Annotated in this window: 16 protein-coding genes; 10 read left to right on the plus strand and 6 right to left on the minus strand. The window is 65.6% G+C overall.

Going from position 1 to position 18,688, the window contains the following annotated elements; genetic code table 11:
- Positions 1-23 precede the first annotated feature (23 nt).
- The 5 genes from bamD (at position 24) to fliM (ending at position 5,395) form a co-directional block, all read left to right on the plus strand.
- Entirely contained in the window at positions 24-1,391 is a 1,368-nt protein-coding gene (gene bamD, locus KF688_04230; GenBank protein MBX3424867.1) for an outer membrane protein assembly factor BamD, read from the plus strand.
- Positions 1,372-1,950 (plus strand): hypothetical protein, encoded by a 579-nt coding sequence (locus tag KF688_04235; protein ID MBX3424868.1) that lies wholly within the window; start codon positions 1,372-1,374, stop codon positions 1,948-1,950. The genes bamD and KF688_04235 overlap by 20 nt, the downstream gene beginning before the upstream one ends.
- 40 nt (positions 1,951-1,990) lie before the next feature.
- The gene (folP, locus tag KF688_04240) at positions 1,991-2,884 is read left to right on the plus strand and encodes a dihydropteroate synthase (GenBank protein MBX3424869.1); all 894 of its coding nucleotides are present in this window, start codon (positions 1,991-1,993) and stop codon (positions 2,882-2,884) included.
- Positions 2,885-2,966: 82 nt separating this feature from the next.
- Positions 2,967-4,253, plus strand: a complete 1,287-nt coding sequence (locus KF688_04245) for a glutamate-5-semialdehyde dehydrogenase (GenBank protein ID MBX3424870.1) — start codon at positions 2,967-2,969, stop codon at positions 4,251-4,253.
- Between the two features lie 101 nt (positions 4,254-4,354).
- A complete protein-coding gene (gene fliM / locus KF688_04250) occupies positions 4,355-5,395 on the plus strand; it encodes a flagellar motor switch protein FliM (protein ID MBX3424871.1) in 1,041 nt (346 codons plus the stop codon).
- Positions 5,396-5,470: 75 nt separating this feature from the next.
- Here the strand turns inward: fliM and ppsR are convergent, their stop codons facing one another.
- On the minus strand, positions 5,471-6,319 hold the full coding sequence (gene ppsR, locus KF688_04255) for a pyruvate, phosphate dikinase/phosphoenolpyruvate synthase regulator (protein ID MBX3424872.1): 849 nt from the start codon (positions 6,317-6,319) through the stop codon (positions 5,471-5,473).
- A gap of 199 nt (positions 6,320-6,518) precedes the next feature.
- The gene (asnS, locus tag KF688_04260; GenBank protein ID MBX3424873.1) at positions 6,519-7,913 is read right to left on the minus strand and encodes an asparagine--tRNA ligase; all 1,395 of its coding nucleotides are present in this window, start codon (positions 7,911-7,913) and stop codon (positions 6,519-6,521) included.
- Positions 7,914-8,137: 224 nt separating this feature from the next.
- Here asnS and KF688_04265 point away from each other — a divergent pair, with 224 nt between their 5' ends.
- Positions 8,138-9,649: an MFS transporter gene (locus tag KF688_04265; GenBank protein ID MBX3424874.1), complete on the plus strand. Its 1,512-nt coding sequence runs from the start codon at positions 8,138-8,140 to the stop codon at positions 9,647-9,649.
- 78 nt (positions 9,650-9,727) lie between these two features.
- Here the strand turns inward: KF688_04265 and KF688_04270 are convergent, their stop codons facing one another.
- The gene (locus KF688_04270; protein MBX3424875.1) at positions 9,728-10,774 is read right to left on the minus strand and encodes a thioredoxin-disulfide reductase; all 1,047 of its coding nucleotides are present in this window, start codon (positions 10,772-10,774) and stop codon (positions 9,728-9,730) included.
- Positions 10,775-11,215: 441 nt separating this feature from the next.
- Between KF688_04270 and KF688_04275 the strand changes: the two genes are divergently transcribed.
- Entirely contained in the window at positions 11,216-13,087 is a 1,872-nt protein-coding gene (locus KF688_04275; protein ID MBX3424876.1) for a carbon starvation protein A, read from the plus strand.
- Between the two features lie 10 nt (positions 13,088-13,097).
- Here KF688_04275 and KF688_04280 read toward each other — a convergent pair whose 3' ends face one another.
- On the minus strand, positions 13,098-13,466 hold the full coding sequence (locus tag KF688_04280; protein ID MBX3424877.1) for a hypothetical protein: 369 nt from the start codon (positions 13,464-13,466) through the stop codon (positions 13,098-13,100).
- A gap of 347 nt (positions 13,467-13,813) precedes the next feature.
- A complete protein-coding gene (locus KF688_04285) occupies positions 13,814-14,152 on the minus strand; it encodes a hypothetical protein (protein MBX3424878.1) in 339 nt (112 codons plus the stop codon).
- A 259-nt stretch (positions 14,153-14,411) separates the two neighbouring features.
- Here KF688_04285 and KF688_04290 point away from each other — a divergent pair, with 259 nt between their 5' ends.
- Complete coding sequence (locus KF688_04290) at positions 14,412-14,795, plus strand: hypothetical protein (protein MBX3424879.1); 384 nt, start codon at positions 14,412-14,414, stop codon at positions 14,793-14,795.
- Between the two features lie 98 nt (positions 14,796-14,893).
- Here the strand turns inward: KF688_04290 and KF688_04295 are convergent, their stop codons facing one another.
- Positions 14,894-15,394, minus strand: coding sequence for an RNA methyltransferase (locus KF688_04295; protein MBX3424880.1), 501 nt, complete (start codon positions 15,392-15,394; stop codon positions 14,894-14,896).
- 358 nt (positions 15,395-15,752) lie between these two features.
- Between KF688_04295 and KF688_04300 the strand changes: the two genes are divergently transcribed.
- Both KF688_04300 and KF688_04305 read left to right on the plus strand, forming a co-directional pair.
- Positions 15,753-17,687 carry a peptide ABC transporter substrate-binding protein gene (locus tag KF688_04300; protein ID MBX3424881.1) on the plus strand — a complete coding sequence of 645 codons (1,935 nt, stop codon included), beginning with the start codon at positions 15,753-15,755 and terminating at the stop codon, positions 17,685-17,687.
- Positions 17,684-18,598, plus strand: coding sequence for an ABC transporter permease (locus KF688_04305; GenBank protein ID MBX3424882.1), 915 nt, complete (start codon positions 17,684-17,686; stop codon positions 18,596-18,598). The genes KF688_04300 and KF688_04305 overlap by 4 nt, the downstream gene beginning before the upstream one ends.
- Positions 18,599-18,688 lie beyond the last annotated feature (90 nt).

Here is an 18,688-nt window from a genome sequence, read left to right on the forward strand (position 1 = left end):
ACTTCAGACTCAAGATTCTCCTCATGCCAAACACTCGCCTGATCCTCGTCCTGTGCGCCTTGGCCGGAACCGCGGCCGCGGGCTGCGCGAGCATGGGGTTGCCGAGTCCGTCGATGCCCTCGTTCTCGGCCGACGCCAATCAGGTCGGCACGAAGGCGTGGTGGAAGAAGCACAAGAAGAAGGCGACCTTCGTCCCCGGATCTGGCTATCAAGTGGCCGGGACGGACGGGTACTTCGACGGCGACGGCCGCCCGATCAACTCGCGCGTCGCGCGTCGAATCGACCAGGAGAAGGAGAACACGAGCCTGCTCGGGGACGTCAAATTCCAGGAAACGGTCGCCGGGGTGAAGGAGAAGATCGGCTTGGGGCCGAACGAGCAACTCGCCCAAGCGGCATACGCCCGGGGCGAGGCGCTGTTCCGCGAGAAGAAATACAACGACGCGGCGAAGGAGTTCAACGAAGCGATCTCCCGAGCGCCGGACACGGCGCTGGAGCAGGACGCGATGTTCCAGCGGGCGGAGTGCTACTTCTTCGCGACGAAGTATCCCAAGGCGGTCAACGCCTACGAAGAACTGATCAAGAAGTACCCCAATTCGCCGCATCTCGACAAAACGATCACGCGGCAGTTCTCGATCGCTCGGTACTGGGACGAATACGACAAGTTCGATCACGATTGGCCGCTGACGCCGAACATGATCGACAACAAGCGGCCGTTGTTCGACACCGTCGGCCGGGCGGTGAAGACGTACGAGAACATACGCCTGAACGATCCGACGGGGCCGTTGGCCGACGACGCGGTGATGGCCATGGCGAACAACTATTTCTTGCGCGGCCGGTACAACGACGCCGACTACCACTACGACCTGCTGCGGAAAGAGTATCCGCGGAGCACCCACCAGTTCGAGGCTCATCTGCTGGGACTGCAGTGCAAATTGCGTCGCTACCAGGGGCCTGACTACGACTCGGCGCCGCTGGACGAGGCGAAGACGCTGGTCGCACAGTTGCGGTCGCAGTTCAACAACAAACTGAACGACGACCAGCGCACCCGGCTGGCCGAGGTGCAATCGCAGCTCACCAAGCAACTCGCCTTGCGCGAATACGGAATGGCCGAATACTACGACAACATCAAACACTACGGCCCGGCGAAGCGGTACTACCTGGACGTGCTGAACAAGTACCCCGAGTCGGAATTGGCCGGCAAGGCGAAGGATCGTTTGCTGGCCCTGGGCGAACAGCCCGACAAGCCGACGCCTCCGCTCGAGGCGATCGTGAACCTGTTCCCCGAGAACGACGAGATGCGGAAGCTGAACAACATCCCGATGATCGACGAAGGGGTCCAGCAGATCGCCTCGCCGCCGCAGGAGGGGAGCAATGGGACGATTCGGCGGTGAGTTCAGCCGCGGCGCAGCACGAATCTGCAAGCGTTGGGCCGGTGCGGGAGTCGTCGCAGCGACCTGTGTGCTGGCGACGGGAGGCGGGTGTGCGACTTATCGCGTCGGAAACGAAACGTTGTACGCCCCCGACGTGTCGACCGTGTATGTGCCGATGATCGAATCGGACAGTTTTCGCCCCGATCTCGGCGAGCGGTTGACCGAGGCGGTGATCAAAGAGATCGAGTTGAAGACCCCTTACAAAGTCGTCGGTACGCCCGACGCCGACAGCGTGCTGGCGGCGCGGATCGTCTCGGACGTGAAAAAGGTGATCGTCGAAAACCAGAACGACGATCCGCGCGCGATCGAACTCAGCGTCCGGGCGGACGTCACGTGGTACAACCGCCGCCGGGCGCCGCTGGGGGCGCCGGCGTCGATCGCGGTTCCGCCGGGGTTGCTCCCTATGAATCAGACCGGGGCGCTGATCACCGAGGCGGGGCAATCGATTGCCACGCAACAGCAATTGGCCATCCAGCGACTGGCCGAGCAGATCGTCGCGACCATGGAAGAGCCGTGGTGACGCCGTGGTCGTCCGCCGCGCGGCAGGGTACGCTGGCGGCATGGACGACTTGAGCCGGACCGCCGCCCTCGCTCGCCGCGCAACCCTGTGGCGGCTTCGCACCCGTACGTTGCAATGGGGCGCGCGGCCGCTGTTGATGGGAATCGTCAACGCGACCCCCGACAGCTTTTCGGACGGCGGGAAATTCTTCGACCCCGAGGCGGCAGTCGCCCGCGGGTTGCAATTGGCGGCCGACGGGGCCGATCTCCTCGACGTGGGGGGCGAAAGCACGCGACCGTACGCCGACCCGGTCGACGCCGCCGAGGAGCTGCGCCGCACGACGCCGGTCGTCGAGCGGCTGGTCCGCGAATCGGGCGTTCCCGTGTCGATCGACACCAGCAAGGCGATCGTCGCGGCGGCGGCTCTCGACGCGGGCGCCGAGGCGGTCAACGACGTGACGGGGCTCGCGGGCGATCCGGCGATGCTGCCGCTGGCCGTCGACAGCGGGGCCGGCGTATGTGCGATGCACATGCGGGGAACTCCGCAAACGATGCAGGACGACCCGCAGTACGAGGACGTGATCGCAGAGATCCGCGCGTATCTCCGGCAGCGACGCGACGCTCTGTTGGCCGCGGGGATCGTGCCGGAGCGGATCTGCCTCGATCCGGGGATCGGGTTCGGCAAGACCCACGAGCACAACATCGCCCTGATGGCGGCGTGCTGGCAATTCCACGAACTCGGCTGCCCGCTGTTGGTCGGGCACTCGCGAAAAGGGTTCCTGGGCAAGCTGATCGGCGACAAGGAGGCGGACCGCACCGCGGCGACCGTCGGCGGGGCCCTGGCGCTCGCTGGCCAGGGAGTGCAGGTGATTCGGGTTCACGACGTGCGGCCGATCCGCGAGGCGCTGCTGGCATACGTCGCATGCGGGGGAGGGCTGGGCGACAACCGCCGTTGACCCAACTTCGCTTGGCGTCGATACTTACAGGGTTGAAAACTCCGCTCGCGCGCCGTCCGTCGCTCCCCGAAATTTGCCCGTCATGCCTGTCGCCGCCACGCCGAAGCCGATCGCCGATCTCGCCGCGTATTGCCGCGAGACGGCCCAGCGCGCCAAACAGGCCAGTGCCGCGCTGACGACGATCGGCGGGGCGACGAAGATCGCCTGGCTTCAGCGCTCGGCGGCGCTGGTGCGCGAGCAGGTCGAGCGGATTATCGCCGCGAACGAACAAGACCTCGCAGCGGCGCCCGGGTACGGTCTGTCCGCCGCGCAAATCGACCGCTTGCGGCTTACTCCCGCCCGGATCGAGGACATTGCGGCGGGCTTGGAGGCGGTCGCGCTGCTGCCCGATCCTGTGGGTCGCGTGATCGACTCGACCGTGCGGCCCAACGGGCTGGTGATCAACAAGGTGCGCGTTCCGCTGGGGGTCGTGTTTTTTGTCTACGAGTCGCGCCCCAACGTGACGGCCGACGCCGCGGCGATTTGCGTCAAAGGCGGAAACGCGGTCATCTTGCGCGGGGGGAAGGAAGCGATCCGCTCGAGCACGGCGATCATCGAGCTGTTGCACGAGGCTGCCGACGAGACGGGTCTTCCCGCGGACGCGGTGCAACTGGTGGCGACGACCGATCGCGCGGCCGTGGGGCACTTCCTCGGATTGGCCGAGTTGATCGACGTGGCGATCCCCCGCGGCGGCGAGGGGCTCATTCGCCGAGTCGTCGCCGAGGCGCAGATGCCGGTCATCAAGCACTTTGACGGCAACTGCCATGTGTACGTCGACGCCGCGGCTGATTTGCCGATGGCTCGCGACATTTTGGTGAACTCGAAGTGCCAGCGGATGGGCGTCTGCAACGCGGCCGAGTCGCTGCTTGTGCACGCCGACGTCGCGGCGGAGTTTCTGCCGCTGGCGGCCCAAGCGCTCGCTGCCCACGACGTGGAAATCCGTGGCGACGCCCGAGTGTGCGAACTCGTCGAGGGGGCCGCCCCCGCGACCGAGGCCGACTACCGGGCCGAGTTCCTGGGGCCGATCATCTCGGCATGCGTCGTTCCGTCGGTCGAGGCGGCGATCGCGCACGTGAATCGCTACAGTTCGCATCACACCGAGGCGATCGTGACCAACGATCTGGCGGCGGCTGAGCGGTTCGCCGCGGCGGTCGACAGCGCAGCGGTCATGATCAACGCCAGCACGCGATTCAACGACGGCGGAGAGTTCGGGCTGGGCGCCGAGATCGGCATCAGCACCGACAAGTTCCACGCTCGCGGCCCATGCGGCATCGAGGAACTGACCAGTTACAAGTACGTCGTCCACGGAAACGGACAAGTCAGAGGATAGGGGCGAGAGGCAAGTGGTCGGAGATCTGGGAGGACCAAGCGTCGGCTCTTCCCGGAACTTCGCCCGCACTTCGCTCGCCTCTCCCCCACGCAGGAGGCGTCATGGCAGGCGACTTGCTAAGTCAGGCTGAAGTGGAAAGTCTGCTCAGCGCGATGGAAGGGCCGGACGCCGGGCATGCGCCGGCTGCGCCGCAGGCCGGGGCGCTGCGAACGCGCGAGAAGGTGACCGTCTACGACTTCAAGCGTCCCGAACGCGTCGGCAAGGAGCAGATGCGCGCCTTGCAGACGATGCACGAGGGATTCGGCCGCAATTTCGGGGCCGCATTGTCGGCATTGCTGCGAACGATGGTCGAGGTGAAGCTCACCAGCGTCGACCAACTGACGTACAGCGAGTTCGTGTTCAGTCTCGAGAACCCGACGTGCTTCAACCTAGTCAACGCAGCGCCCCTCGAGGGGCAGCTCATTCTCGACATCAACCCGTCGCTGTTGTTTCCGATCATCGATCGGATGTTGGGCGGGTCGGCCCATTCCGCTCCCCCGGCTCGCCGGCCGCTGACCGAAATCGAATTGCGGCTGGCCGGGCGCGTGACCGGGCTGTTCCTCAAGGAAATGAAAGTCGCCTGGGAGAACGTGCTTGAACTCGATCTGACCGTCGAGCGCGTGGAGAGCAACCCCCAACTCGTGCAGATCATCCCCGCCAACGAGGTCGTCGTGCTGATCAGCTTCGAGCTGACGATCGGCGAGACCCGGGGGATGGTCAATCTGTGCATTCCGTTCAACTCGATCGAACGGATCAGCAGCAAGCTCACGAGCAACAGTTGGGTGAGTTACAGCAAACGCCCGCCGACGGCCGAGTCGATTCAGTTGGTCGGCGACTCGTTGGCCAAGGCGCCGGTCGAGGTGGTCGTGGAACTGGCCGCGACGCACATCGCCACGGGCGACATGCTGGAACTGCGGATCGGCGACATCATCGCCAGCGAGAAGGACGTCCGTGAACCGATGCTGGTGTACGTTCAGGGAAAGCCGAAGTTCCATGCCGTTCCGGGCCAGTTCAAGGGCCGCAAAGCGATCCAGGTGGTCGCCAACGTCGAGGAACGCCACATTCCCACCTCTCCCCTGGCGGCGCCGCTGAAGGCTTCTTGAGGCCGCGGCGAGGGAGTCTCGTTCAGCGAGCGTCGTCGAATCTCGTCGACGGAAAAGAACGCGGCCCGGGAGGGGTCAGCCGTCGACGCCCAGTTCATTGAGGATGCGGGCGGCCGTTTGTTCGATCGTCAGGGATGTGACGTCGATGATCGGGTACTTGCGGCGACGATACTCGGCCTCGGCCTCGGCGACCTCGCGGATGACCGCGTCAAGCCGATCGTACGCGGCGCCTGGAACGCCGAAGGCTTCGGCCCGCTGGGCGCGGATTTCCTGAAGTCGTTTGGGCTGCATCGTCAGCGCCGCGACGCGCCCCTTGCGGGCCCGGGCGAGTTGCTTGGGGAAGCCCACCTCGGGGGCGATCGACACGTTCGCCGTGCAGAACCCGCGGGCGCCTAGGTAGAGGGACGTAGGGCTTTTGCTGACGCGGCTCACCCCGACGATCACGATCTCGGCGTCGGCCAGCGAGTCGAGCCCCAGGCCGTCGTCGTGTTGGATGGTGAACTCCATCGCGGCGATCCGCTTTTGGTAGGCCGCGTCGACTTGGTGAAGCCGACCGACGTCGTTGTCGGGGAGCGCACCGACGCAATCGGCGATGAAGTTCATCAGCGGCCCCGTCGCATCGAAATGGGGAATTCGCTGCACGATGCAGGTGTTGCGGACCAGCCGCTTGGCGTTCGGGTCGGCCAGGCCGTGGATGACGATCGCGTGGTTGGGATCAATCTCGGCCAAGGCCTCGGCGACTTCTTCCAAGGTCTTCTTGAGCCGGTGGGCGACGACCTCGAACTCGATCCCCGAAAACTGCGTCGCCGCGACCGCGGCGAACCGCTGGAGCAAGTCCCCTGTAGCGGCGGTGATGACGTGCAGCGCGTAGCGCTTCGCGTGAGAAGCGGGGGGCTTGCGAGCTGCGGGCTTCTTCTTTGCCATCGTCGACGACTTCTGAGGTTGCGGACGGTTGGGGGCGTTGCCCCGTGAGCGTGCAGGACGCGGAAGCAGGGAAGGTTGACTGTCGGGCCGTAATGGGAGTCCTGCGACTCGTCGTCATTGGCGCTTGGTCCGTGGCGCTTCCCGCGGCTCGTGTCTCTCCTGGCGTTTTTGGCGCTCCCCGCGCTGAATCCAGCCAACTCTAAAAATCGGCGTTTCCCGGGGTGCGCGGGAAGGGGATCACGTCGCGGATGTTGGCCATGCCAGTGACGAACTGGACCATTCGTTCCAGTCCCAGCCCGAACCCGGAGTGGGGGACCGTGCCGAACCGCCGCAAGTCGAGGTACCACCAATAGTCGGTCTCGTTGAGCCCCTGCTCGGCCATGCGCGCCTGCAGCACGTCCAGCCGCTCCTCGCGTTGGCTTCCGCCGATGATCTCGCCGACCCGCGGCACGAGCACGTCCATCGCCCGCACCGTCTTGTCGTCGTCGTTCACGCGCATATAGAACGGCTTAATCGTGCGCGGGTAGTCGTGCAGGATCACCGGCGCCTGAATCTTCTTTTCGGTCAGATAACGTTCGTGCTCGGCTTGCAGATCGGCTCCCCAGGCGACGGGGAACTCGAACTTCTCGCCCGATTTCTCCAACAGTTCGATCGCGTCGGAGTACGAGAGCCGCTCGAAGGGGCGCTCGGCGACCGCGGCGAGCGCGGGGAGAACCGTGTCGTCGATCCGCTCGTGGAAGAACTGCAAGTCCTCGTCGCATTCGATCAGCACGTCGCCGACGATCCGCTTGAGGAACCGTTCGGCAAGGTCCATGTTGTCGGTCAACTCGAAAAACGCCGCCTCGGGCTCGACCATCCAGAACTCGGCCAAGTGTCGCGAGGTGTTCGAGTTCTCGGCGCGAAACGTCGGGCCGAACGTGTAGATCTTGCCCAGTGCGGTCGCGTAAATCTCTCCCTCGAGCTGCCCCGACACGGTGAGGTAGCTCGGGCGCTCGAAGAAGTCCTGAGCGTAATCGACTTGCCCCGCGGCGTTGCGCGGGGGATTGGCGGGGTCGATCGTGCTGACGCGGAACATCGCTCCCGCGCCTTCGCAGTCGCTGGCGGTGATGATCGGCGTGTGAACGTACAGGAATCCTTCCTCCTGAAAGAAGTCGTGGATCGACCGGCAGACCTGATTGCGCACCCGCATCACGGCTCCGATCGTGTTGGTGCGGGGACGCAGGTGGGCCCACTCACGGAGCTTCTCCAGCGAGTGGCGTTTTTTCTGGAGCGGGTACTCGTCGGGATCGGCCCAGCCGTGGACGACCACCTCGGCGGCATGGAGCTCCGTGGCTTGCCCCTGGCCGCCGGAGGGTTTCACCTCGCCGCGGACTGAGACGCTGCAGCCGGCGGTGAGATGCTTCACCTCCGATTCGTAATTGGCGAGGCCGCCGTCGGCGATCACTTGCAGATTGGCAAGACAGCTGCCGTCGTTCAGTTCCAGGAAGCTGAAGCCCCCCTTGGAGTCGCGACGGGTGCGGACCCAGCCGCGAACCGTCGCCTGGGCGCCGATCGCCTCGGCAAGGCGCGCCTGTTTCACGGAAAGAATGATCATCCTTGAACCTCGGAAGGGAGGGTCGCCGAATCCGCCACGAGGATCGGGCAGCCTTGGACCCTCATGATACCCGCACCGGCGGCGAGCGCGAATTCGCGCCCGGGCGAAAAGAATCGGGTCGCGACGACCGCGGCGTTGCGTTACCTTTGGAGGGCTGCAGGCCGAATCCCCCTGCACGCCGCTTGCCTGTTCTCGCTTTTCTGATCCGAGAGGACCTCCGGGCCATGTCCGAGACCGCGTCGCTCCCCTGGTACCGTCAGCTCACCGGGTATCACTGGTTCGTGTTCACGATCGCCTCGGCGGCGTGGTTTTTCGATTGTCTCGATCAGCGACTCTTTTCGATGTCGCGGATCGATGCGCTCAAGACGCTGGCCCCCGAAGGGACGCCGATCGGCGAGGTCCAGGCGATGGGCAAGCACGTCACCGCTTGGTTTCTCGTCGGGTGGGGGATCGGCGGGGTCGTGTTCGGGGCCTTGGGCGACCGTTACGGCCGGGCGCGAATGTTGTCGATCACGGTGCTCATCTACTCGATTTGCACCGGGATGAATTATTTCAGCGAATCGACGTTTCACTACACGCTGTTTCGGTTGCTGACCGGAGTCGGGATCGGCGGGGTGTTCGGGTTGGCCGTGGCCCTGATCGCCGAAACGGTTCCTGACGCCGCACGGGTCCCGGCGCTGGGGTTGCTGCAGATCCTGTCGACCGTGGGGAACGTGACCGCCGGGCTGTGCTACGAACAGGTCGCCAAGCTCGAAGCGGCAGGTGCGATCGAAGCCGGGCAAGGGTGGCGGTGGCTGTTCGTCATCGGCGCCTTGCCGGCGCTGTTGGTCATTTTTATCTACGGCAAGCTCAAGGAGCCCGAGCCGTGGCTCCGCGCCAAGGAGGCGGGAACGCTGCCCAAGGGCGCCATCATCGCGCCGTACGCCAATTTGCTCAAAGAGGCGAAGTGGCGCAAGAATCTGCTGGTCGGCACGATCATCGCCTCGGCGGGCGTGGTCGGATTGTGGGCGATCGGCGAGTACGCCATCGACCTGCAGTCGATCATCTACAACGAGCATTACCAGACTGAGATTCTCGCTGAACCCGCAATGCAGGAGAAGATTGAAGCGATTGCCGCGGAGGACGACCAATGGTTTGCGCAGCTCGTCCGGGCGAAGGAAGCCGACCGCAACGAACAATTGGCCGCTCGAGCCGACGCCGACGAGGTTCGTTCGGTGCTGAAGGAAATCGACGGCCAAGTTGCCGCGCGTTCGAAAAAGACCAAGAGCGGCGTCTACATCGTGCAGATGCTCGGCGCCGCGGCGGGGATGTGGCTGTTCACCAAGTTCGCCATGGCGACCGGCCGCCGGATGGCGTTCGCCGTCGGATTTGCCGCGGCGCTGGTGATCACGGTCTATGCGTACTGGACGATGACGACCCCTGCGCAGGCCTACGTGCTGATGCCCTTGATGTACGCGGCCCAATTGGGGCTGTTTGCGGGCTTTGCGATCTACCTGCCCGAGTTGTTCCCCAGCCGGCTGAGGAGCACGGGGACTTCGTTCTGCTACAACTTGGGGCGCTTCGCCGCGGCGGGGGGGAGCTTGTTCTCCGCTCAGCTTGCCACGGGATTGTACGGCAGCCACGGTTCGCCGGGTATGGAACGCTACTCGGCGATCACAATGTGCGTGATCTTTCTGGCGGGACTGGCGGTGCTGCCGTTCGCGCCGGAGACGAAGGACAAGCCGTTGCCTGAGTGACGCGGCGGAAGCTCCGGGAGCTTACGCTTCCCGGCTCGGGGCGGGCAGGTCGCGCGTTGTGGTCCGCCGGGCTTCTTCCTACAGCCCCTGCGCCGCCAGCCATCGTTCGGCGTCGAGCGCCGCCATGCAGCCTGTGCCCGCGGCGGTGACCGCTTGGCGAAAGTAGTCGTCCGCCACGTCCCCCGCGGCGAACACCCCTTCGACGCTCGTGTGGGTGCGGAAGGGGACCTTCCAGACGGCGTACTTCTTGTCGGTCAGCTCGATCTTGCCTTCCAGAAACCGCGTGTTGGGCGTGTGGCCGATCGCCACGAACATGCCGCAGGCGTCGAGCTCGCGGGTCGAGTCGTCGGCCGTGCTCTTGAGCCGCACGCCGGTGACGCCGTCCTTGTCGTTGCCGAGCACTTCGTCGACGACGCTGTTCCACTCGACGGTGATCTTGGGGTTCTTGAGGACGCGGTCGGCCATGACCTTCGAGGCCCGCAGCTCGTCGCGGCGGTGGATCATGTGGACCATGCTGGCGAATTTGGACAGGTAGTCGGCCTCTTCACAGGCGCTGTCTCCGCCGCCGACGACCACCAGCGGCTTGTTGCGGAAGCGGGGGAGGGCGCCGTCGCACACGGCGCACGCGCTGACGCCGCGGTTCTTGTACTTGTCCTCCGACGCGAGCCCGAGGTAGTTCGCCCGGGCGCCGGTGGCGATGATCACGGCATGGGCCTCGACCTCCTCGCCGCCGGCGGAGCGAATCTTGAACGGCCTCCTGCCGACGTCGAGATCGACAATGTCGTCGGTGATCACCCGGGCGCCGAAGTTGGTCGCCTGCTTGCGCATCAGGTGCATCAGCTCAGGACCCGAGACCCCTTGCTTGTGGTGCATGTCGGCGAGGTAGTGATGCTCCTCGTCGAGCGACGTGGCGAGAAACCCGCTCAGGTCGCCGGCCGGGAAGCCGGGGAAATTCTCGACTTCGGTCGTCAGGGCGAGCTGGCCCAGCGGGAGCGTGCCGTCCTGGCGGTTTTCCTCAGTGACGGCGCCCTCGAACACGAGCGGCTTAAGGCTCGCCCGAGCGGCGTAGATGGCGGCGGTCCACCCGGCGGGGCCGCTGCCTATGATCACGACGTGTTCTGCCACGATTGTTCTGCTTCCTGATGATGGTCGACGGCGGACCTGCACCTGATGCAGGCCAGTCTCGAAAACTGCAAAGCGGGAATTATAGGGGGGGCCCCGGAGGGCGTAAACTCGGTGGTTCGACGTGCGGGCGACCGATGGGCTGGCGAGAATGCCCGCAGCGGCCCTGTCCAAGAGCTGCTGGAGAATGCGGATCGAGGCCCTGGAACTTGCCGCCGAGGCGCCGCGAGCACGACCGGGACGGAGCAGGCCCGCTCTCCTTCCCCGAGCCCCTTCTTCCCTTAACGCAGGGGTCGGTTCACGGCGTCTGATTGGGGCGGTTCCTCAAAGTTTTCCGACCATCTCCTCTGCGACCTCTGCCTCCCCTGTGGTACATCTTAGGGAGGCGCATGGGAGTTGTTCGATGCGCCGGTCGAATATCGGTTCTAGCGAGTTTCTGCCGTCATGGTGACGCTTCTTGTCGCGGTCGGGTCGTTCGTCGGGTTCCTCGTGGCGTACCACACGTACGGCCGGTGGTTGGCGCGCCGGGTGTTCGGGCTTGACCCCGCGGCCCTCGTTCCCAGTCACGAGTTGCGCGACGACGTCGACTACGTGCCGACCCACCGGCAGGTCATCTTCGGCCACCACTTCACCAGCATCGCCGGCACGGGGCCGATCGTCGGGCCGGCGATCGCCGTGTTTTGGGGTTGGTTGCCCGCCTTGTTGTGGGTGGTGCTGGGGTCGATTTTCATCGGCGCCGTGCACGACTTCGGCGCCCTGGTCGTGAGCCTGCGCAACCGGGGGCAAACCGTCGGCGACATCGCGGGACGGATGATCTCGCCGCGAACGAAGTTTCTGTTCCTGCTCATCTTGTTCTTCGCACTGACGGTCGTGCTGGCGGTGTTCGGGCAGGTGATCGCCTCGATCTTTGCGATGTACCCGCAGTCGGTGCTGAGCGCCTGGATCTCGCTCCCCTTGGCGATGGGGATCGGCTGGTGGACCTATCGCCGGGGCGGGCATCTGCTGTGGCCGTCGCTCGGGGCGCTCGCCATCGTTTACGCTGCGGTGATCGTGGGATGCGATTACCTGCCGATCAACCTGCGCGACTGGCTTCCGGACGAAGCGGAGCGACCGCTGTTGGGCAATCCCGTCGTCGTGTGGACGAGTTTGCTGTTCGCCTATTGCTTCGTGGCGTCGGTGATTCCCGTGTGGCTGTTGCTCCAGCCGCGCGACTATGTGAACAGTCATCAATTGGTGGTGGCGCTGGTGCTGCTGGTGCTCGGGTTGGCCGTGGCGAGCTTCGGAGGGAACGCCGATTTGGCGGAGGCGGCGCCGGCGATTGCGCGGACGGCGCCGGCCGGGGCGCCCCCCATCTGGCCGTTTTTGTTCATCACGATCGCCTGCGGGGCGGTCAGCGGGTTTCACTGCCTCGTCTCCAGCGGCACGACCAGCAAGCAGATCGCCGTCGAGACCGACGCCCAGTTTGTCGCCTACGGATCCATGCTGCTCGAGGGAGCGCTGGCGGTGGTGGTGATCCTGGCTTGTTGCGCGGGGGTGGGAATGGGGAATCTCGAGCGGCAAACCGACGGCTCGTACGCCTTGGCCGCCGACGCCGCGGGGGAGCCGATCCTCGGCAAGGCGGCCTGGGAAGCCCGCTACAACCCCCACGGCAACTGGGCCGACTTTCGGCTTGGCAACATGGTGGGAGCGTTCGTCGACGGGGGGGCCAACTTCCTGGGCGCCCTGGGGATCGCCCCGCGGTACGCCATCGCGGTCATCGCGGTGATGGTCGCCTGCTTCGCGGCGACGACGCTCGACACGGCGACCCGGTTGGAACGCTACGTCGTTCAGGAACTGGCCGCAAGCGTCGGCCTCAAGACGCTCGCCAACAAGTACGTCGCCACGGCCGTCGTGGTCAGCTTGGCGATGGGGCTGGCCATGATGCGCGGCCCCGGCAGCGGCGACAAGCTGGCGCCCCACGGCACGGGGGGGCAGTTCCTGTGGCCGTTGTTCGGAGCCATGAACCAACTGTTGGCCGGCATGGCCTTCATGGTCACCGTGTTCTACCTGTGGCGGCGGCGGAAACCGATTTGGTTTGCGGTGCTCCCCATGATCGTCATGGTGATCATGCCCGCTTGGGCGCTCTGCTGGCAGTTGTTCAACGCCGACACCGGCTGGTGGCGGCACGGGTCGTACCTGCTCGCCTCGATCGGCACGGGGGTGCTCGTGCTGCAAGGCTGGATGGCGTTCGAGGCCGTCGCCGCGTGGCCCCGAGCCCGCGGCGTGCTTGAAGAGGCGCTCCCTCCCCTGGGAGCGGATCTGTCGGTCGGGGCCTGAGCGGCGGCGCTCAGCGATGGTCCATGAACGTGCCGCATTTCGGGCACTTGGCGAACCACATCGGCACGCTTTCGCCGCAGCGACAGCGGATGTTGTGCCGCACGACCGATGAACTCAGGTGGCTGTTGCTCGCGCTGTCGGCCTGATCGGCCGCGTCATCGAAGATCGAGGAATCGGAATTCGACGGTTTGACGCCGCGGAGCGTCTCCTCGGCGATCGCCTCGGCGAAGGCCTTGGTGATTTCTTTCGAAGAGAGCGAGTCGGGAACGCGCACAATGACGTTCTTGCCTTTGCAGAAGGGACAGATCCCCTTCTTGCCGGCGTACTTCTCTTTGACGTTGAACTCGTGCCCGTTGGGACACTTGACCGGGATGCCCATGCGACGGACTCCTGGCTCGTTTGGTTCGCGCGACCGCTCGAAACCGTGCGCTGAGTGCAGAAAAGGACTCGGTCCCCCCTGACCGAAGGCCGGCGACGGCGCGCTGTGCGGCACGCGTCCGCCGACACTGTAGTTTGGCTCCCGCGATGGCGTGAAGTCAACCTGATTTCGCAAGTCCCCGCAAATCCGCCCCCCGGAACGAGTCCGTCCCCGGGCTTTCGGGACTAGTGCTTTGACAACTCGAGTCTTTTGGGTTGGGGACGACGCAACCTGTTGACAGAGAGAGATGTTGCGCCGTCCCCAACCCAAAAATTAGCCTGTGACAAAGCACTAGGCCGTCGCGCCGGTCAGGCCTTGGTCAGAAAGGCGATCACCTCGATCGCGTGGAGCATCCGGTCCAGGCTGGCTTCGGGGGCGAACTCGAACTGGCGGGTGACGTCGACCGCGTACCGCAGATACTGCTCACGCGATTCCTCGACGAGTCGCCAATCGAGCGTCGCGGCCGACTGCTTCCAAAGCGTCGCGGCTCGTCGGAGCGATTCGGCGCACCCGTCGATCGCTGCGAACACGGCGTCGTCGAGCAGTTCCAACTGAAGACGCACCTCCTCCGGCACGTCCCCCCACAACGGCGGGGGGACGCATCCGGCGGAGCCGTCACTGGGGACGAGGCGACTCGAATGCGTCATGCGGATCTGCAGGGCGCCGACCGACAGGTCTCCCGGCGACCCGTACGGACGAAGAGAAGGGGGGACGAGCGTCGAGCCCGCAGCGAACAATCGCGGGGGCCATCTGAAAGATACGTCGCCCTCTTGCCGTTTGCCGGCTCGCACGCGTCGGCGTCCCGTCTTCCGCCGGCACGATCGCCGGCGTATTCTGCACAAGCGCCGCGACCGGACCCTTTCGGTCGGCGTTGCAGTTCGTCCCCTCGCGCCCCGCGCTCGCGCCATGTCGAAATCCAAGGACCGGTCCCGCAACCGCAAGGCCCGCACGGCTGACACGAAGCGGCAGGCAGCGCTCCCCCCCGAGCCGCGGTTGGTCGACGCGACGACCGTCGCCTGGACCGTCACCGTCTCGACCGTGGTCTTGTCGGAGTTGGGCGCCGCGGGGGCCCACTTTCTGGGGCTCGCCAACCCGGGGACGAAGATGCTGCCGGTGCTTCGCGATCTGTTGCTGATTGCGGCCGCAGCCGTCGGGGCGTTGTCGCTCGCCCTGCTGCCGGTCGTCTACCGGTTGCGTCGCGTGAAGCCGCCTCTGGGATTCACCGTGTTCGCGGCCTGTGCCGCCGCGGCGCCGATTCTGACGCTCGTGGTGCGGGCGTTGCGCGCGTGACCTGCTGAATCACAAGGAACGGCCGACGTTTCGCTGCGCGCGGGCCACGACCTGTCGCAACGCGCCGAATCCTGCCGACTCCCGTCACCTGCGAGTCGTCAGCCGTCGGGAAACTGCCGGCAGTATTCGTAGAGCGCCATCGTGGCGGCCGTGGCGACGTTGTAGCTGTACGGCAGGCCCCATACCGGGATCTCGACGACGTCGTCCAACGGGGCGAGCAGGTCCGGCGTGAGGCCGGTCCGTTCGTTGCCGATCACCAGCGCCGTGCGCGGCTGGAAGCGGTAGTGGTGGAGGTCCTGGCTGCCAGTGGTCTGCTCGAGCCCGACGAGTCGATAGCCGGCCCGTTTGAGCTCGACCAGCACCGGGGGGAGCGTGCGATGCGATTCGATCGTGATCGCGTCGGCGCCGTCGCGGGCGATCTTGCGGTCGAGCTTCGCCGGTCCCGTGCAGATCAGCCGTTCGACGCCGCAACAACTGGCCGCGCGCACGATCCGGGACAAGTTGACGTTGCTCCGCAAGGGGGCGCACACGACCAACAGCTCGCGCGGTCGGGCCAACGCCCGCGGGGGCTTGTGGCGCTGGTGTTCAAAGTCCATCATCGTTCCCGTTCTGTCGTCGTACGGCCAAGAAGCGGAACTCGCGCCGCGGCGCGAACGATCTCGGCAGCATGATTGCACGAGCGATCAACATGGTCTGACCGGCGCCGCTCGGGGAGGCGCGTTTTTCCCGGCGAACGGTCGCCTGCCCTTTTGTCGGGGAGGGCCGTCGCGGTAAGCTAGGGCTTCGCTCGCCAGGTCGTGATGCCATTTGCCAAATTGATGGGTGGCTGGGGTCGAACGCAGTGAGCCCCCAGCGGATCCCCTGGGGGCTCCGCTGCGCTTGCGACCCCAATCGCCCTTCCAAGGCCGCAAATGGTATCACGACCCGCTCGCCAGGGTCCTGCCGCGTCAAATCGTCATGTTCAGCCGTCGCGACATCGCCTTGCTCGTTGCCGCCGTCGCGGGGCTTGCGGCGGCGCTGGGGTGGTCGCTCACGCGAACCGCGCTGCCGCGGGCCGATTTTACGTTCTGCAACGGGACCGAGGTCAAGAGCCTCGACCCGGCTTTGGTGACGGGGCAGCCCGAAGGCAGACTCGCCTACGCCCTGTTCGAAGGGCTCGTCCGGTGGCATCCCCGGACGCTCGAGCCGCTCCCCTCCGGCGCCCGGCGGTGGGAGATCTCCGACGACCGCCTGCAGTACACCTTTTTCCTGCAGCCCGACGCCAAGTGGTCGGACGGCTCGCCCGTCACGGCCGGCGACTACGCTTACAGCCTGCGGCGGTTCCTCGACCCGCGCACCGCGGCCGAGTATGCATTTCAGGCTTGGTATCTCAAGAACGGCAAACGCTACAGCGAAGCGGCCGCGGCGTTGCGACCTGGCGATCAGGTCGAGGTCGAATTGAACCTGACGACGGACGCCAGCAACGCCGTCCGGGGCGAAGTGCTCCGGGGCAAGCTCGTGCAGATCGAGGACGGTCGCGGCGAGATTCTCGACGCCGAGCGACTCGCCGAGCTTGCCGAGCGAGAGAATGTCGATCGGCAGCGGTGGACCTACGCGGTCGAGATCGACGGCCGTACGGAGCGGTTTCGCTACGCCGACGACTCGACCGCAGCGGCGAAGCCCCCGTCGAGGGGCGCGCGATGGTGTCGACAGATTCTGATCGACTTTCGCGATGTCGGGGTCGAGGTCCTCGACGACCTGACCCTGCGGCTGACTCTGGAGAACCCCACGTCGTACTTCCTCTCCTTGTTGGGCTTCTACCCGCTGTTCCCCGTGAACCAGGCGTGCGTCGAACGGCACGGCTCGCCGCAGTGGACGTACGCCGAGAACATGGTCGCCAACGGGCCTTATCGGCAGTTGTTTCGACGCTACCGAGATCGCACCCGGCTGATTCGCAGCGAGACGTATTGGGATCGCGACAACGTGGCGCTCGAAACGGTCGACGTGCTCGCAGTCGACTCGATCTACACGGCGCTGAATTTGTATCTCACCGGCGAGGCGGATTGGATCCACGAAGCGCCCCCCAACGCCTTGCGGGTGATGCTGGAAGAGAACCCGCCGCGGGACGATCTCAACCCGGCGCCGATGCTCAACACGTACTACTACTTGCTCAACGTCCGGCGCGAACCGCTCGACGACGTGCGGGTCCGTCGGGCCTTGTCGATGGCGATTGATCGCGAGGAGATCTGCACGAAGATTCTCGCGGTCGGCGAACAGCCGGCCCTCAGCCTCGTCCCGCCGGGCTTGCCGGGGTACGACCCGCCGGAAACGCCGGGGTACGACCCCGCGGCGGCCCGCCAACTGCTCGCCGAGGCGGGTTACCCGGGGGGCCGCGGCTTTCCCCGACTCGAGGTCTCCTACAACACGCACGAGACCCACCAATTGATCGCCGAAGTCGTCCGCAAACAGTGGGAACGCAACCTGGGGATCGTCGTCAAAGGTCGCAACGAGGAGTGGGGCTCGTTCCTCGCAAGCCAGCGGCAATCGCGATTCGACGTCAGCCGCAAAGGCTGGATCGGCGATTACGCCGACCCCAACACGTTTCTCGACCTGTTCGTCGCCGGCGGCGAGCAGAACAACACGAACTGGGGCCGGCCCGAGTACGACGCTTTGATCGACCTCGCAAAAGTCGAGCCCGACCCGACCAAGCGGCTTGCCGCCCTCCGCGAGGCGGAGGAGTTGCTCATGGACGAGCTGCCGATCATCCCCGTGTTTTTTTACGTGTCGAAGAATCTCGTGAAGCCGCACGTCCGCGGGTTTCACAACAATATCCAGGACTACCACCCGTTGTGGCCGCTGCGGCTTGATCGCTCCGGCGAGACGCCCCATGACTTCCTGGAGAGCCGCCGATGATCGCTTTTTGCGTGCGCCGGCTCTGGTGGTTCGTGCTGACGCTGTGGGCCGTGTTCACGGTATCGTTCGTGCTGATGCACTCGGTCCCCGGAGGACCCTTCGACGGCGAGCGGCAACTCCCCCCCGAGGTGAAGCGCAACTTCGAGAAAAAATACGGACTCGATCAACCCCTGTGGAAACAGTACGCCGCGGGGCTGCGGGGAGTCGCGACGCTCGACTTCGGATACTCGATGAAGAAGGACTACGCCGTCGGCAAGATCATCGGCAGCGGGTTGCCGATCTCGGCGTCGCTGGGGCTGTTGGCGCTCGCGCTCGCCGTGACGTTGGGGTTGGCGACGGGGGTGGTCTCGGCCCTGTGGCGGGGTTCCGCGGCCGACGTCACGCTGCGACTGGCGGCTACGGCGGGGATCGCGCTGCCCAACTTCGTGATCGCGGGGGTGTGCATCATCCTGTTCGTGTTCGAGTGGCCCCTCTTGCCGGCGGCCGGGTGGGGAAGCCCCCGGCAGATGGTCCTCCCCGCGTTCTGTCTGGGGGCCCCCTACGCCGCGTACGTGGCTCGCATCTCGCGCACCAGCATGCTCGACGTCCTCTCGCAGGACCACATTCGCACCGCCCGAGCCAAGGGGGTCGGCCCGTTGCGCGTCGCCCTCGTGCACGCCCTCCGCGGCGCCTTGCTGCCGGTCGTGTCGTTTCTCGGCCCGGCCGTGGCGGGGATCCTCACCGGGTCGTTGGTCGTCGAAAGCATCTTCGCGATCCCGGGGATCGGCAGCTACTTCGTCAACGCGGCGTACGACAAGGACTACACCCTCGCCATGGGCGTGGTCATGCTCTACACGATGCTGCTGTATGCAATGAACTTCCTGGTCGATCTGTCGTACGCAGTGCTCGACCCGCGGGTGAAGCTCGAGTGACCCGCGACCCCCCGAATTGTTCGTCCGCCGCTTGCCTGCTTTGGTGAATTCCCGTGCCGTCTGCCTCCGCGACAATCGTGACTGCCGCCG

Source organism: Pirellulales bacterium, assembly GCA_019636345.1.
Classification (GTDB): domain Bacteria; phylum Planctomycetota; class Planctomycetia; order Pirellulales; family Lacipirellulaceae.